General features: G+C 71.0%; 14 protein-coding genes. 13 read left to right on the forward strand and 1 reads right to left on the reverse strand.

From position 1 onward, the window contains the following. The 6 genes from ACGFYN_RS10235 to ACGFYN_RS10260 all read left to right on the forward strand — a co-directional run. Positions 1–339, forward strand: a 339-nt coding sequence (locus tag ACGFYN_RS10235; RefSeq protein ID WP_393865339.1) for an alpha-glucosidase C-terminal domain-containing protein, incomplete at its 5' end; no start/stop codon positions are given. Between the two features lie 28 nt (positions 340–367). Continuing rightward, the gene (locus ACGFYN_RS10240; protein WP_393865340.1) at positions 368–1,732 is read left to right on the forward strand and encodes a maltokinase; all 1,365 of its coding nucleotides are present in this window, start codon (positions 368–370) and stop codon (positions 1,730–1,732) included. A 5-nt stretch (positions 1,733–1,737) separates the two neighbouring features. Further along, on the forward strand, positions 1,738–3,948 hold the full coding sequence (gene glgB / locus ACGFYN_RS10245) for a 1,4-alpha-glucan branching enzyme (RefSeq protein WP_393865341.1): 2,211 nt from the start codon (positions 1,738–1,740) through the stop codon (positions 3,946–3,948). 59 nt (positions 3,949–4,007) lie between these two features. Beyond that, on the forward strand, positions 4,008–5,096 hold the full coding sequence (locus ACGFYN_RS10250) for a glutamate--cysteine ligase (RefSeq protein ID WP_393865342.1): 1,089 nt from the start codon (positions 4,008–4,010) through the stop codon (positions 5,094–5,096). Between the two features lie 184 nt (positions 5,097–5,280). After that, the gene (locus ACGFYN_RS10255) at positions 5,281–7,188 is read left to right on the forward strand and encodes an AMP-dependent synthetase/ligase (RefSeq protein ID WP_393865343.1); all 1,908 of its coding nucleotides are present in this window, start codon (positions 5,281–5,283) and stop codon (positions 7,186–7,188) included. A 154-nt stretch (positions 7,189–7,342) separates the two neighbouring features. After that, entirely contained in the window at positions 7,343–7,777 is a 435-nt protein-coding gene (locus ACGFYN_RS10260) for an ATP-binding protein (protein ID WP_393865344.1), read from the forward strand. Positions 7,778–7,789: 12 nt separating this feature from the next. Here the strand turns inward: ACGFYN_RS10260 and ACGFYN_RS10265 are convergent, their stop codons facing one another. After that, a complete protein-coding gene (locus ACGFYN_RS10265) occupies positions 7,790–8,245 on the reverse strand; it encodes an ATP-binding protein (protein WP_393865345.1) in 456 nt (151 codons plus the stop codon). A gap of 219 nt (positions 8,246–8,464) precedes the next feature. Between ACGFYN_RS10265 and ACGFYN_RS10270 the strand changes: the two genes are divergently transcribed. From ACGFYN_RS10270 to ACGFYN_RS10300, 7 genes are all read left to right on the forward strand, one after another. Then, entirely contained in the window at positions 8,465–8,836 is a 372-nt protein-coding gene (locus tag ACGFYN_RS10270; RefSeq protein ID WP_393865346.1) for an STAS domain-containing protein, read from the forward strand. A 199-nt stretch (positions 8,837–9,035) separates the two neighbouring features. Beyond that, positions 9,036–9,935, forward strand: coding sequence for an STAS domain-containing protein (locus ACGFYN_RS10275; protein WP_393865347.1), 900 nt, complete (start codon positions 9,036–9,038; stop codon positions 9,933–9,935). Further along, complete coding sequence (locus tag ACGFYN_RS10280; RefSeq protein WP_393865348.1) at positions 9,932–10,348, forward strand: STAS domain-containing protein; 417 nt, start codon at positions 9,932–9,934, stop codon at positions 10,346–10,348. Before ACGFYN_RS10275 ends, ACGFYN_RS10280 begins: the two co-directional genes overlap by 4 nt. Continuing rightward, positions 10,348–10,788, forward strand: a complete 441-nt coding sequence (locus ACGFYN_RS10285) for an anti-sigma regulatory factor (protein WP_393865799.1) — start codon at positions 10,348–10,350, stop codon at positions 10,786–10,788. The genes ACGFYN_RS10280 and ACGFYN_RS10285 overlap by 1 nt, the downstream gene beginning before the upstream one ends. Next, positions 10,788–11,837 carry a SpoIIE family protein phosphatase gene (locus ACGFYN_RS10290; protein ID WP_393865349.1) on the forward strand — a complete coding sequence of 350 codons (1,050 nt, stop codon included), beginning with the start codon at positions 10,788–10,790 and terminating at the stop codon, positions 11,835–11,837. Before ACGFYN_RS10285 ends, ACGFYN_RS10290 begins: the two co-directional genes overlap by 1 nt. After that, positions 11,834–13,561: a PP2C family protein-serine/threonine phosphatase gene (locus ACGFYN_RS10295; RefSeq protein WP_393865350.1), complete on the forward strand. Its 1,728-nt coding sequence runs from the start codon at positions 11,834–11,836 to the stop codon at positions 13,559–13,561. Before ACGFYN_RS10290 ends, ACGFYN_RS10295 begins: the two co-directional genes overlap by 4 nt. Before the next feature lie 203 nt (positions 13,562–13,764). Then, the gene (locus ACGFYN_RS10300; protein WP_393865351.1) at positions 13,765–15,141 is read left to right on the forward strand and encodes an NAD(P)/FAD-dependent oxidoreductase; all 1,377 of its coding nucleotides are present in this window, start codon (positions 13,765–13,767) and stop codon (positions 15,139–15,141) included. Position 15,142 lies beyond the last annotated feature (1 nt).

Here is a 15,142-nt window from a genome sequence, read left to right on the forward strand (position 1 = left end):
CTGCTGCACTGGACCCGCCGCATGATCGAGATCCGCAAGCAGAACCCCGCCTTCGGCCTCGGCACCTACACCGAACTCCCCTCCTCCAACCCGGCTGTTCTGGCCTATCTCCGGGAGTACGAGGACGACTTGGTGCTCTGCGTGAACAACTTCTCCCGCTTCGCCCAGCCCACCGAGCTGGACCTGCGGGCCTACGACGGACGCCATCCCGTGGAGCTCATCGGCGGGGTGCGCTTTCCCGCCATCGGTGAACTGCCCTATCTGCTGACCCTCGCCGGGCACGGCTTCTACTGGTTCCGGCTCACCCGAGTCGCATCCCGCATCGGCCACCGGTCTTGAGCGTGAGCCGAGGAAAGGACGCGTCGCCATGACGACGAAGACCGCATCGCTGAGCCCCAGACGCAGTGTCGTCACCGGGCCCATGGCCTCGCTCGCCGGGCTGCTGCGCACATGGCTGCCGCGCCAGCGCTGGTTCGCCGGCAAGGACCGGCCCGTCACGGACCTCGCTCTGCTGTCCTTCACCGAGCTCTTCCCGGGCTGTCTGCATCTCCTGGTGCACGCCGGTCAGTCCGGAGTGCCCGTCCCCAGTGGTGCCGCGCCCGTCGGAGACTGCTACCAACTGCTGCTCGGCGTACGCAAGAACCCCTCGCCGAGGCTCGGACGCGCCCTGATCGGCCGGGCCGAAGTGGGGCCGCTCGCCGGTCTGCTGGTGTACGACGCGCTGCAGGACCCTCGTTCCGCGCAGCTCCTCCTGGAGCGGCTGCGGCAGCCCGGTGCGGCCGGCCCCCTGCGCTTCGAGGCGAACCCGTCCGTGCGCGTGCCCGCGGGCCTGGTGCCGCGGGTGCTGGAGGCCGAGCAGTCCAACTCCTCGCTCGTGTACGGCGACGAGTTCATCCTGAAGGTCTTCCGGCGCATCCAGCCCGGCGTCAACCCCGACCTGGAGGTGCCGGAGGCGCTGGCCGCGCAGGGGTGCGGCCGGGTGCCGGCGCCCGTGGCGTGGTTCCGTACGACGCATCCGCAGGAGGCGACGCTCGGCGTGCTGCAGCCGTTCCTGCCCGGCGCCTCGGACGGCTGGGCGCTGGCACTGCACGCGCTCGCCTCCGGTGACGACTTCACCGTGCAGGCCCGCGAGTTGGGCCGGGCCACCGCGGACGTGCATGTCGCGCTGGCCGCCGCGTTCCCCGCCGGGACCCACGACGAGAACGGGCGGACGGCGGCGGCGATGACCGAGCGCCTGGTCTCCGCGGCGCACTGCGTGCCCGCGCTCCAGCCCTATGTGGCGGGCCTGCGCTCCGCCTTCGGCGCGCTGATCACGTGCGACACCGGGCCGTCCGCCCAGCGCATCCACGGAGACCTGCACCTTGGACAGGTGCTGCGAGCCGGCCGGGACTGGTTCGTCATCGACTTCGAGGGCGAGCCGTCCCGCCCCCTCGCCGAACGGCGCAGCGCCCAGTCCCCGTTGCGGGACATCGCGGGCATGCTGCGCTCCTTCGACTACGCAGCGCGGCAGCGCCGCCCGTGGCGCCCGGAGTGGGCGCGCCGCTGCCGCGAGGCGTACTGCGCGGGCTATGCCGACCGGGCAGGTTGGGACCCACGCAAGAAACACGCGCTGCTGCGCGCCTACGAGACCGACCGAGCCGTGTACGAGGTCCTGTACGAAGCCCGGAACCGACCGGACTGGCTCCCCGTACCGATGGCGGCGATCGAGCGTCTCGCCGTGAGAGGAGGCTGAACCCCGTGGCCCTGCGTGACACCTCACTTCCCGAGCCGTCCGGCCCGCCGACCACCGGATGCGGGATCGCGCCCGCCCTGGATCCGGGCGACCGCGAACGCCTGCTCTCCGGCCGCCATCACGATCCGCACGCCCTGCTCGGCGCCCATCCGGTGCCGGGCGGCATCGCCTTCCGGGCCCTGCGCCCGTACGCCCGCGCGGTGTTCGTCGTCGTCGACGGCGAGCGGCAGACGCTGGTGTCGGAGGGCGACGGTCTGTTCTCCGGTGTGCTGCCACTCGGCTCGATCCCCGACTACACGCTGGTCGTGCGGTACGCGGACGGCGAGCACGAGACGGCTGACCCGTACCGCTTCCTGCCCGCGCTCGGCGAACTCGACCTGCACCTCGTCCGCGAGGGCCGGCACGAGGAGCTGTGGAAGGCGCTGGGCGCGCACCCGATGACCCACGACGGCGTGACCGGCACCCGGTTCACCGTGTGGGCGCCGAACGCCCAAGGCGTCCGGGTGGCCGGGGAGTTCACCTGCTGGGACGGCACGGCGCTGCCGATGCGGTCCCTGGGCGCGTCCGGGGTGTGGGAGCTGTTCGTGCCCGGCATCGGCGAAGGCGCGCGCTACAAGTTCGAGATCACCTCGCGGTACGGCGGCCGCTTCCTCAAGGCCGACCCGATGGCCCGCCGTACGGAGGTGCCGCCCGCGACGGCGTCCATCGTGACGTCCTCGGACTACGAGTGGAGCGACACCGAGTGGATGGCGCACCGCGGGGACACCCCGGTGCACGAGGCGCCCTTCTCGGTCTACGAGGTCCATCTGCCGTCCTGGCGACCGGGACTGACGTACCGTCAAATCGCCGACCAGCTGCCGGAGTACGTCAGGCGGCTCGGCTTCACCCATGTCGAGCTGATGCCGCTCGCCGAGCATCCCTTCGGCCCGTCCTGGGGGTATCAGGTCACCTCCTACTACGCACCGACCTCGCGGCTCGGCACCCCGGACGACCTCCGGTACCTGATCGACTCCCTGCACCGGGCCGGCATCGGCGTGATCATGGACTGGGTGCCCGCCCACTTCCCCAAGGACGACTGGGCGCTGGCGCGGTTCGACGGCGATCCGCTGTACGAGCCCGGGGACTCGCGGCGGGCCGAGCATCCCGACTGGGGCACCTACGAGTTCGACTTCGGGCGCGTCGAGGTGCGCAACTTCCTGGTGGCGAACGCCGTCTACTGGTGCGAGGAGTTCCACATCGACGGCCTGCGGGTGGACGCCGTCGCCTCCATGCTCTACCTGGACTACTCGCGGGACTCGGGCCAGTGGGTGCCGAACGTGCACGGCGGGCGCGAGGACCTGGACGCGATGAAGTTCTTGCAGGAGATGAACGCGACGGTGTACCGGCGGGCGCCCGGTGTGGTGACCATCGCCGAGGAGTCGACGGCGTGGGGCGGCGTGACGCGCCCCACCGACAGCGGCGGCCTGGGCTTCGGGCTGAAGTGGAACATGGGCTGGATGCACGACTCGCTCGGCTACGTCGAGCACGAGCCGGTGCACCGCAAGTACCACCACAACGAGATGACGTTCTCGATGATGTACGCGTACAGCGAGAACTACGTCCTGCCCATCTCGCACGACGAAGTCGTGCACGGCAAGCAGGCGCTGGTGTCGAAGATGCCCGGCGACTGGTGGCAGCAGCGGGCCAACCACCGCGCCTACCTCGGCTTCATGTGGGCCCATCCGGGCAAGCAACTCCTCTTCATGGGACAGGAGTTCGCCCAGGGGTCCGAGTGGTCCCAGGAGCATGGGCCCGACTGGTGGCTGGTCTCCCCCGGTTACGGCGCCGAGGCCGACCACCGCGGGGTCAGGGACCTGGTCCGCGATCTCAACTCGGTCTACCGCGGCACTCCGGCGCTGTGGCAGCGGGACACCGACCCGGGCGGCTTCCAGTGGGTGCTGGGGGACGCCGCCGAGGACAACGTCTTCGCGTTCCTGCGGTTCGCCGCCGACGGCGCCCCGCTGCTGTCGGTCTCCAACTTCTCCCCCGTCGTCCGCCACGGCTACCGCCTCTGGGCACCCGACGCCTTCCCGGCCTGGCGGGAGGTCCTCAACACGGACGCCGCCTGCTACGGCGGCGGGGGCGTCACCAACCCGGAGGACATCAAGGTCGAGGAGGAGCGGATCACGCTCACCCTGCCGCCGCTCGCCACCGTCTGGTTCACCCCGTTCCAATGACGATCAGCGGGGTACCCGGTGACATCGCAGCGGTGTGATGTCACAGGGAGGCAGCTTCGGTGCGGACCGTCGGCGTGGAGGAGGAACTTCTCCTGGTGGACCCGGAGACCGGTGAACCAAAGGCACTGTCGGGCGCGGTGCTGGCCCGGGCGGAACAGGACGACCCGGACCAGGAGGTGTTCGAGAAGGAGCTCTACGGCCAGATGCTGGAGTTCGCCACGCATCCCCAGGCCGAGATGGCGGAGTTGAGCGCGGAGATCGTCCGCTGCCGTAAGGAAGCGGCCCGGCACGCCGGGGAGATCGGGTGCACGGTGGCGGCCCTGGCCAGCTCTCCGCTGCCGGTGAACCCGTCCGTCGGAAAGGGCAGCCGGTATCAGTGGATGGCGGAGCAGTACGGCCTCGCCGCCCAGGAGCCGCTGGTGTGCGGCTGTCACGTGCATGTGGCCGTCGACTCCGACGAGGAGGGCGTCGCGATCCTCGACCGCATCCGGCCCTGGCTGTCGGTCCTGGCGGCGCTCAGCTCCAACTCCCCTTACTGGCAGGGCAAGGACACCAGCTACCACAGCTACCGCAGCCGGGTGTGGCAGCGCTGGCCGTCGTCCGGTCCGACCGAGGTGTTCGGCTCGGCCGAGCGCTACCACCGGCGGGTGGCGCACATGGTCGCGAGCGGGGTGATCCTCGACGAGGGAATGGTCTACTTCGACGCCCGGCTCTCGCAGCAATATCCGACGGTGGAGATCCGGGTGGCCGACGTGTGCCTGCACGCCTCGACCGCGGTGCTGATCGCCATGCTCGCCCGGGGGCTCGTGGAGACCGCGGCCCGGGAGTGGCGGGCCGGGCAGGACCCGGTGGACCACAGCGTGAGCCTGCTCCGGATGGCCGCCTGGCGGGCGGCGCGCTCCGGGCTCGCGGAGGAGCTGCTGCACCCGGCGACCATGCGCCGGCTGCCCGCCGAAACCGTGGTGGAGGCGCTGCTGGAACACACCGGGCAGGCGCTCGCCGACAGCGACGACCTGGACCGGGCCCGGGTGGGTTGCGCCCAACTTCTCGACGGCGGCACGGGCGCGCAGCTCCAGCGGGGGCTGCTGGAGCAGACCGGGAGTCTGCGCGAGGTCGTCACGGCGTGCGCGCGGCACACCCAGGCGTGACGCGATGAGCTCAGTGGGCCCGTTATTGACGGGAGTTCACATTCCCGGTACATCCCGAGATCATCACGGGTGTGCAACTTCACAAGTTCTGGTCACCATCCGCTCTGAGCTGGGCTAGATTCGAGCACCGTCGACAACGGAAATCGTCGGCGTGCTCACCCTCCGTACAGTCCAGGAGCAGCGCATGCGCGACTTCGCCCTCGCTCCCCCCACCGTCTCGTCCCTGACCGGCGGCCTGGCCGACAGCGTCTTCGAGACGGCGGCCCGGAACCCCACCCTTCCGCTGCTCGCACGCCGTACGGACCCCACCTCCACCACCTGGGAGGAGGTGACCGCCGTAGAGGTGCGCGACCAGGTGGTCGATCTGGCGAAAGGCCTGATCGCGTCCGGCATTTCACCGGGCCACCGCGTGGCGATCATGGCGCGGACCCGTTACGAGTGGACGGTGCTCTCGTACGCGCTGTGGGCGGTGGGGGCCGAGATCGTCCCGATCTACCCGACGTCCTCGCGCGACCAGGTGGAGTGGATCCTCAGGGACTCCGGCTGCGTGGCCGTGGTGGTGGAGGACGAGCAGGCGGTGATGACGGTCGGCTCCGTGTGCGGAGTGCTGCCGCAGTTGCGCCACGTCTGGCAGTTGGACGCGGGGGCGATGAAGGAGCTGGTGGAGCGCGGCGCGTTCATCCCGTTCACCACGGTCGATTCGATGCGCCGCATCGTGCTGCCGGACTCGACCGCCGCCGTCACCTACACCTCGGGCACGACCGGCCACCCCCTGGGCTGCGCGCTCAGCCACCGCAACCTGGCGAGTCCGTGCGACACCCTGCTCGCGGGCTGGGGCCACACGGTGATCCCGCCGGGCGCGCAGCAGGGGACGGTCCTCGCCTTCCTGCCGTTCTCCCACGTCTACGGTCTTCTCGTCCAGGGTCTGTGCATCCGCGGCGGCATGATGCTGGGTCATGAACCCGACCTGAGCGAAGAGGCGCTGGCCGCCTCGCTGAAGTCCTTCCGGCCCACCTACATCTGTGCGGTGCCCTCTCTCTTCGAACGGATCTACAAGAACTTCCTGCGCGCCGCCCAGGAGACCGGCCGGGGCGCGCTGTTCGAGCGGGCGGCGGACACGGCGCGGGACTACGCCGCGGCTCTCGAACGGCACCGGCTGGGTGGCGGCTCGGGCCCCGGTTTCGATCTGCGGCTGCAACACGCCCTGTTCGAGCGGACGGTGTACCGCAAGCTGCGCGCCGCGCTCGGCGGCCGGGTGTGCCGCGCCTCGTCCGGGGGCTCGACCCTCAGCCGCGAACTGTCCCTGTTCTTCGAGGGGATCGGGATCTACGTCAACGACGGCTACGGGCTCACCGAGACCGGGGGCGGCGTCACTGCGCAGCCGCTGGGCCGGGAGATGTCGGGCACGGTGGGACAGGCTCTGCCCGGCACGGACGTCATGGTGGCCGACGACGGCGAGATCCTGGTGCGCGGGCCGTCGGTGTTCCAGGGCTACGTCAACGACGAGCCGGCGACGCGGGCGGCGCTGCGCGGCGAGTGGCTGGCCACCGGAGACCTGGGGCGGCTGGACTCCGAGGGCTATCTGACGATCACCGGCCGCAAGAAGGACATCATCGTCACCAGCGGCGGCAAGAGTGTCGCCCCGGCCGCCCTCGAGCAGCGGCTGAGGATGCATCCGCTGGTCCACCAGGCGGTCGTCGTGGGCGACAACCGCCCCTGCGTGGGGGCGCTGATCACCCTGGACCCGCAGTTCCTGGCGTACTGGCGCGGTTCGCTGGCCCTGCAGAGCGACACCCCGAGCCGGGAGGCCCGCGAGGAGAACGCGCTGCGGGAGGAGATCGGGCGCGCCGTGGCCGCCGCCAACAGCGCGGTCTCGCGCACGGAGTCGATCCGGGTCTTCCGCGTGCTCCCGTCGCAGTTCGACATGGCGAGCGGACTCATGACGCCGTCGATGAAGCTGCGCCGGGACGCGATCGTGCGCCACTACGCCTTCGAGATCGACGCCATGTACCAGGCCCGTACACACCCTCCGCGGCGGAGCGTTCCGGACGAGTTGTCGAGCTGGGACGATGGGGACAACGTGTTCCGGTGAGCGAGTGTTTCCGTGAGCGTGTGTGACGTTCCGTGTCGGATACAGCGGCAATGCTTCAGCGGATGCGTAGCCCTCACCGACTTGGGAACGTGGACACTCCCGAAACACAAGTGCCCACGACGACAGGGCTGTAGACACGGGGTGGAAAGGTGAGATGCCGACCGAGCCGCGTTGGAACATGACACTCACACCAGGGGAGATCCCGGAACGGGTCACTCGCTTCCCCGGCGAGCTGAGCGATGTGACGGACGCCCGCCTCGACGCGGAGCGTTTCCTCGACGACCTCTCGGAGGTGACACCTCCGGCCACGCCGGAGCACTGGGACGACATATTGCTGGTGGTCACGGAACTGGCCGCGAACGCGATCCAGTACGCACCGGGCCCCTTCGAACTCAGGATGCGCAGGACCTTCGACGGCATTCACGTGGTCATGCACGACACGAGCCAGGTTCCGCCTGCGCCACGCCCCTTCCATCCCGACGGCGGGGGCGGCGGGGTGGGCTGGCATCTGCTCCATGCGCTGTGCGAGCAGATCAGCGTCGCCACGAGCGAGAGCGGGAAGGACATTCACGTCTTCCTACCCTGGTGAGACACCGGTGCCTCACGCCGGCTGCTCGGCCTCCGCGGCGGAGCGCCGGTCCGTGGCCTTCAGGGGGACCAGCATGCTGATCGTCTTGCCGCCCACGGGGCGTCTCTCGATCGAGATCTCCCGCGCCAGCCGGATGATCAGCGGCCAGCCGTAGCCGTTGCCCGCGTGCACCACCGGCAGGGCGCCGGATCCGTACGCCGTCTCCGGCACCAGGTCGCTGTTGTCCTGGACGCGGATCCGCAGACCGCCCAGGGCCGGTGCGACCTCGAACCCTGCCAGGCCGTCGCCGTGCCGGATCGCGTTGGTGACGAGTTCGGACACGACGAGGAGCAGATCGATGAGATCTTCCTCGCGGGCCGTGCCGTACGCCGTCTCCCACTGCTCACGTACCACCGACCGCGCGTGGGCGCGTGCCGCCGCCGCGGTCGTCACCTGGACCGTTGCCCGGGTCCCACCGGGCCGGCTCACCACTCCTCCACCTCAAACTGCCTTCCATGCCTTGGCCGAACGGTCCCGCCCCACACAGTGAGATCGGCTCCCTGTCCCACAGCAGCAGTTACCCGATTCGCACGATCACATTCGGTCCGGCTTTGTCACAGGAGTGCAGCAGGTGACCTGGTGCATGGCGAGCGCGATCAGGGGTAATCGCGCAGCGCTGTCGTAGCACCCGTCGTTTTGGAGGAAGTCGTGTCCATTGCCCAGAACCCCCTGTCCGTCGAGGTCACCCTGCCCGCCCAGGACGTGGCCGTGATCACCGCCGAGGGCTACTTGGACGTCGACACCGCGACGGAGCTCCAGCACCATCTGGCCAACCAGCTGCACCACGGCCGGCGGCACTTCCTGCTGGATCTGTCGAAGGTGCCGTTCATGGACTCCTCCGGGATGAGCATCATCCTGCGCGCCTATCAGGAGGCCCGTGATCTGCCTGGGAGCGTCCACATCATCTCGCCCACGCCCGCCGTACGCCGGATTCTCGACCTCACGGGCGTCAGCATCACCGTGCCGGTGTCGGAGAGCGTCGAGGAGGCGATGGCGCGCATCATCCAGGAACAGGGGTGACTCGGGTCATCGTCTGCCCGGAGGGAAGCAGGCGGGGCAGGGGGTGCGGCTGCCGGAAGGGATCATTGGGCCGGACGGGGCCCCGGGCCGCCCCGGACCATGGTTAAGGTTGTCGTCCGGCAAGGGCTTCACCCCCGCATCCTGCGGCGGGTTCGCCCGACGCGACAAGGACGACTCGGACGAGGAGTGAACAGAACAGGTGCCGGATCACGAAGCGGCTGGAACGAACGGATCGCCCACGGGACAGGTCGCGGAGTTCCTCCGCCGCCGCCGCGAGCAGCTCGCCCAGCGCTGGGCCGACGAGTCCCTGTTCCGCACCGTGTTCACCGTGTCCAGGGACGAGGCCGTCGAGGCGGCGCGGCACGTCCTCGACGCGCTGGCCGATGTCGCGGACGCCGAGCGGATGCACGACACGGACGCCGCCGGATTCACCGTGGTGCGCGAGCAGTTGTCCCGCATGGGCGCCTCCCGCTCCCGTGCCGGGTACACCACCGCGCATGTCTCGACCGAGGTGGACGCCCTGCGCCCGCCCACGGCGAACCTGCTGCTCGCCGATCTCGCGGATGCACCCGCCGAACGGGCGCGGGAGTCCGTGATGGCACTGACCGTGCTGATGGGGACGCTGCGGCTGGTCGTCCTGGACACGGCGCTGACGGAGGGCCACGCCCTGATCGAGCGGCAGCAGCTGCAGCTGCTCGAAGTGGCCACCCCTGTCATCAAGTTGTGGGACGGCATCGTGGCCGTACCCCTGATCGGAACGCTCGACAGCGCGCGCAGCCAGGTCGTGATGGAGACGCTGCTGGAAGCGATCGTCGAGCAGCACGCGCGGTTCGCGATCCTGGACATCACCGGCGTGCCGACGGTCGACTCGCTCGTGGCGCAGCACCTGATGAAGACCGTGGCGGCAGCCCGGCTGATGGGCGCCGAGTGCGTCGTCTCCGGCATCCGCCCCGCGATCGCCCAGACCATCGTCCATCTCGGCCTGGACCTCGGCACCGTGATCACCCGGTCCAGCCTGGCCGACGCCCTGCGGTACGCCCTGCACGAGCTGGGTGCGGGCATCGTCAACGCGCCTGCGGACGGTGCGGGTTCGCGGTGAGCGACTTCGGCCATTACGCCTCCGCCCATGTGCCGGTGCTCCGGCTGGGCAACATCTTGCTGGTCACCCTGCAGGGAGACCTGTACGACAGCACGGCGCAGCAGCTGCAGCAGGACATCGCCGACACCATCTCGAGCAGCGGGGTGACCGGGGTGGTCATCGACATCTCCGGCATGGAGATCGTCGACTCCTTCCTCGGACGCGTACTGGCGGAGATCGCGGCGCAGTGCTCGCTGCTGGCCGCCCGGACCGTGGTGGCCGGCATGCGCCCGGCGGTCGCGATCACGCTGGTGGAGCTGGGCCTGACGCTGCCCGGACTGCTCACCGCCCTGAACACGGAAGCGGCCATGGACCTGCTCGGCCGCCAGACGCCCGCGTCCCGTCCCGGCCCGCAGTCCGCGGAGCCTCGATGATGCCGACCTCCGCAGGCGTGGAGGCCTGCCTGCCGATCCAGTCCGACATGGACCTGGTGTGGGTCCGGCAGCACGTACGACAGGCCGCAGGCTTGCTCGGATTCGGCCTGGTGGAGCAGACGAAGCTGGTGACCGCCGCCAGCGAGCTGGCCCGCAACACCCTGGTGCACGGCGGGGGCGGCCGGATGGACTCGTCCCGGGAGACCCGCGGCCGGGCGGTCGGCCTGCGGCTGACCTTCTCCGACAAGGGCCCCGGCATCCTCGACCTGGAACGGGCCCTGAGCGACGGCTACACGTCGAGCGACGGGCTGGGCATGGGGCTCGGCGGAGCCAAGCGCCTGGTGCACGAGTTCTCCGTGGAGAGCGCACCGGGCGAGGGCACCGCGGTGACGGTGATCTCCTGGCCGTCCGCTCCGCCGCGGCAGCGCAGGGGGATCTGATGCCCCGTGTGTGGGACGTACCGGTGCACGACTCGACCCGGGTGCGTGACGCCAGGGTCGCCGCGGAAGCCGCGGCGACCCTGGCCGGGCTCGACTCGGCGCGCACGGCGGCCGCCTCGCTGGTGGCCACCGAGCTGGCCACCAACCTGCTCAAACACACCGGGGGCGGACAGCTCCTGGTCGAGATCGTGCCCGCGCCGGCTCCGGCCGACGCCCGCTCCCCCGTGTGGTTCGTGCAGATAGCGGCGATCGACCACGGTCCCGGTATCGCCGACGTCCCCGCCGCCCTCAGCGACGGGTTCTCCACGGCGCGCTCCCTCGGCGCCGGCCTGGGCACCTGCCGGCGCGTGGCGGACGACTTCGCGCTGCACAGCCTGCCGGGACGGGGCACTGTCGCCCTGGCCCGGGTCGGTGCCCGCCCGCGGGCGGTCGTGCCGCACGGACTGCGCGCCGGCGGGGTCAACGTGCCCTTCGGCGGCGCGGAGACCTCCGGCGACGCCTGGGCCTGGGTCCGGTCGGGCGAGCGCGCCACCCTGATGCTGGCCGACGGACTGGGGCACGGGCCGGAAGCCGCACGCGCCTCGACGGCGGCGGTGGACGCGCTGCACGCCTCGGCCCACCTCACCCCCGCCGAGTGTCTGCGGCACCTCGACACCGCGCTGAAGGGCACCCGCGGGGCGGCCGTCGCCGTGGCCCAGGTCGACAGCGGCGCGGGGCTCCTCCGCTTCGCCGGTATCGGCAACATAGGGGCCCGGCTGCAGGTCGGAGACACCTGGCGCGCCCTGCTGTGCCGCCCCGGCATCGTCGGCGTCCACCGGCCCGGGACCCTGCGCGAGGACCGGATGCCCTGGGCGGCCGGCCAGCTGCTGATCATGCACAGCGACGGCCTGCCCAGCCGCTGGACGCCACCGGCCGATCCTGGTGTGCTGTCGGCCGACCCGGCCGTCGTCGCGGCGGTGACCCTGCGCGACGCGGGCAGCGCCGCCCGACCGGTCCGGGACGACACCGCCGTGGCCGTACTGGCCCCGACACCACGGGACCGCCGATGAAGCGCACCTGGGACATCACCACCGTCACCGACGCCGCCCGGGCCCGTATCGCCACCGCCCGGCTGGCCGCCGCGTACGGTGTCGCCGCCCTCGACCGCACCCGTCTGACCACCTCGCTCAGCACCCAGCTGCGCCAGTGCCTGACCAAGGGCGGCACCTGGCGGCTCACGATGGACCTCGTCACGGACGAGGCGGAGCCGAGGGCGCTGCATCTGTCGCTGGCCGCCCGCGATCCCGCGGAGTCCGCCGCCCACGCCCCGTGGCGGGCCTCGGTCGTCTGCCCCGAGCCGTCGGCCGCTGCGGCCGGCACCACGCCGCCGGACGCCGCGGCGGAGCTGGCGGAGTCCCTGCTCGGTGCCGACGAGGACACGGCCCTGGTGCTGGAGAAGCTGTCCGACCAGGAGGAACTGGTCGCCTTCCACCGCGAGGAGCTGCACCAGACCAACCAGGGCGTGGTGGCCCTGCACGCGGAGCTGGACGCGGCCGGAATCGCCCAGCAGGAGGCCTTCGCCGCCGAGCGCAAGGCCCGCACGGAGGCGGAGAGCGCCCGCCGCCGGCTGACGTTCCTGGCCAACGCGAGCGCGGTCCTGACGTCCTCGCTCAACCACGACGAGATCGTGCGCAGGCTGCCCGAGCTGCTCGTGCCCGAGTACGCGCGCAGCGTCGACGTCTGGCTCTTCGACGGCGACGACGAGCAGGCACCGCCCTCGCCCCACCCGGCCGCCGCGGTCGTGGCGGCCCGCACCGGCCGCCCTCAGTACGCCGCGCGCCGCCCGGGCGGGCTGCCCGGCGTCGACGACCAGCCGCCGTCGGCCCTGGATCCCGAACTGCCCCTGCTGTGCATCCCGTTGCCGACCCGCCGGGCTCCGCTGGGCGTGCTCACGCTGGCTCCGCCCGCCGGCGACGGCTGGGACCCGGACGACGCGGTCATGCTGATCGAGATCGCCCGGCGGGCCAGCATCGCCATAGACAACGCCCGGCGCTTCGAGCACAACCGTGACATCGCCGAGACGCTGCAGCGCGCCCTGCTCACGGACCTGCCGACGACACCGGGCCTGCGGCTCGCGGCCCGCTATCTGCCGGCCACCCACGGGCTGAACATCGGCGGTGACTGGTACGACGCCTTCCGTCAGCCCGACGGCGGCCTGATCGCGGTCATCGGCGACGTCACCGGCCACGGGCTGCACGCGGCCGTGATGATGAGTCAACTGCGCACCGCGCTGCGCGCGTACGCGGTGGACGGCGGCAGCCCCGGCACGCTACTGACCCGGCTGCACACGTTCCTGCACCATCTCCAGCCGGATCTGTACGCCACGGCCGTCATCGCCCGCTTCCACCCGGACGAGACCACGCTCACCTGGGCCGCGGCCGGGCACCCGCCGCCCGTGCTGCGCACGCCGGACGGGCAGGTGCACACGCTGGACGCGAAGCCCAGCGCCATGCTCGGCATTCCGCTCAGCCAGCAGATCCACGACCACACGATGGAGATGCCGCCCGGTTCGACGCTGGCGCTCTATACGGACGGTCTGGTCGAGCGGCGAGCCCTCGGTATAGACCCGGGCATCGAACGCCTCGCGCAGGCGCTCGGCTCCCTCGGGCCGGCGCAACTGGAACTGGACCTGGACGGTTCGGCGGACCGGATCCTGGACCCGATGCTCAGCGACTCCGAACGCGACGACGACGTCTGCCTGCTGCTCTGCCACATCGCGGCGGACCGCGGCTAGTTCCGCGACCTCGATCGAATTCTTTCCCTTCTCCCGGTGCGTTTGGGTACCCGGGCGGGCATGGTGGTGCTCAACGCGTTCGTCTGCCTGCCGCACCCAGCTGGCGGAACGGCTGGAGGCACGGTGGGATCGGTGTGGTGCACACAGCGATCCAGGGCATGCGAGAGGCGTTGGATGCACACCGCCTGGAGCCGCAGAGAGGGATGGACACCGTGACACGACCCAGGATCCTGGTGGTAGGCGCGGGCTTCGCCGGCGTTGGATGCGTACGCCGGCTGGAGCGGAAACTCGCGCCCGACGAGGCGGACGTCACCTTGGTGACGCCGTTCTCCTACCAGCTCTACCTGCCGCTGCTGCCACAGGTCGCCTCCGGCGTGCTGACTCCCCAGTCGGTCGCCGTGTCACTGCGACGCAGCAAGAGGTACCGCACCCGGATCATTCCGGGCGGAGCGATCGGCGTCGACCTGAAGTCCAAGGTCTGCGTGATCCGCACCATCACCGACCAGATCATCAACGAGCACTACGACTACATCGTGCTGGCCCCCGGCAGTATCACCCGCACCTTCGACATCCCGGGGCTGACCGAGCACGCGTACGGGATGAAGACCCTTGCCGAGGCCGCCTACATCCGCGACCACGTCATCTCCCAGCTCGATCTGGCCGACGCCAGCGACGACCCGGCCGAGCGGGCCTCGCGCCTGCAGTTCGTGGTGGTGGGCGGTGGATACGCCGGCACCGAGACCGCCGCGTGTCTGCAGAAGCTGACGCACGCCGCGGTCAAGCGCTACCCGCGCATCGACCCGGGGCTCATCAAGTGGCACCTCATCGACATCGCCCCGAAGCTGATGCCCGAACTGGGCGACAAGCTCGGCCGCAGCGCGCAGGAGATCCTGCGCCGGCGCGGCATCGAGGTCTCCCTCGGCGTCTCCATCGCCAAGGCGGGACCCGAGGAGGTCACCTTCACCGACGGCCGCGTGGTGCCCACCCGCACCCTGATCTGGACCGCCGGCGTCGTCGCCAGCCCGCTCATCGCCACGCTCGGCGCGGAGACCGTGCGGGGCCGGCTCGCGGTGAACGCCGAGATGAACCTGCCGGGCCACGACGGCGTCTTCGCGCTCGGCGACGCCGCGGCCGTGCCCGACCAGGCCAAGGGGGACGAGGGCGCCGTCTGCCCGCCCACCGCCCAGCACGCCATGCGGCAGGGCACGCACGTCGCCGACAACGTCGTGGCTACGCTGCGGAACAGGCCGGTGACGCCGTACGTGCACAAGGACCTCGGACTCGTGGTCGACCTCGGCGGCACGGACGCCGTCTCCAAGCCGCTGGGCATCGAACTGCACGGCCTGCCCGCCCAGTTCGCCGCCCGCGGCTACCACTGGTGGGCGCTGCGCACCAACGTCGCCAAGGTCCGCGTGGCCACGAACTGGACGCTCAACGCGATCGCCGGCGACGACTTCGTGCGCACCGGCTTCCAGGCGCGCAAACCCGCCCGGCTGAAGGACTTCGAGTTCACCGACGCCTACATGACGCCGGAACAGGTGCGGGCCCAAGCCGAGGGGACGGACCGCAAGGAAGTCTGAG

This window comes from Streptomyces sp. NPDC048419 (assembly GCF_043200415.1).
Classification (GTDB): domain Bacteria; phylum Actinomycetota; class Actinomycetes; order Streptomycetales; family Streptomycetaceae; genus Streptomyces.

Excerpts from the sequence above, each read along its gene's own strand:
- ACGFYN_RS10240 (WP_393865340.1), top strand. The coding sequence starts at position 368 with ATGACGACGAAGACCGCATCGCTGAGCCCCAGACGCAGTGTCGTCACC.
- ACGFYN_RS10255 (WP_393865343.1), top strand. The coding sequence starts at position 5,281 with ATGCGCGACTTCGCCCTCGCTCCCCCCACCGTCTCGTCCCTGACCGGC.
- ACGFYN_RS10260 (WP_393865344.1), top strand. The coding sequence starts at position 7,343 with ATGCCGACCGAGCCGCGTTGGAACATGACACTCACACCAGGGGAGATC.
- ACGFYN_RS10285 (WP_393865799.1), top strand. The coding sequence starts at position 10,348 with ATGCCGACCTCCGCAGGCGTGGAGGCCTGCCTGCCGATCCAGTCCGAC.
- ACGFYN_RS10290 (WP_393865349.1), top strand. The coding sequence starts at position 10,788 with ATGCCCCGTGTGTGGGACGTACCGGTGCACGACTCGACCCGGGTGCGT.
- ACGFYN_RS10295 (WP_393865350.1), top strand. The coding sequence starts at position 11,834 with ATGAAGCGCACCTGGGACATCACCACCGTCACCGACGCCGCCCGGGCC.
- ACGFYN_RS10300 (WP_393865351.1), top strand. The coding sequence starts at position 13,765 with ATGGACACCGTGACACGACCCAGGATCCTGGTGGTAGGCGCGGGCTTC.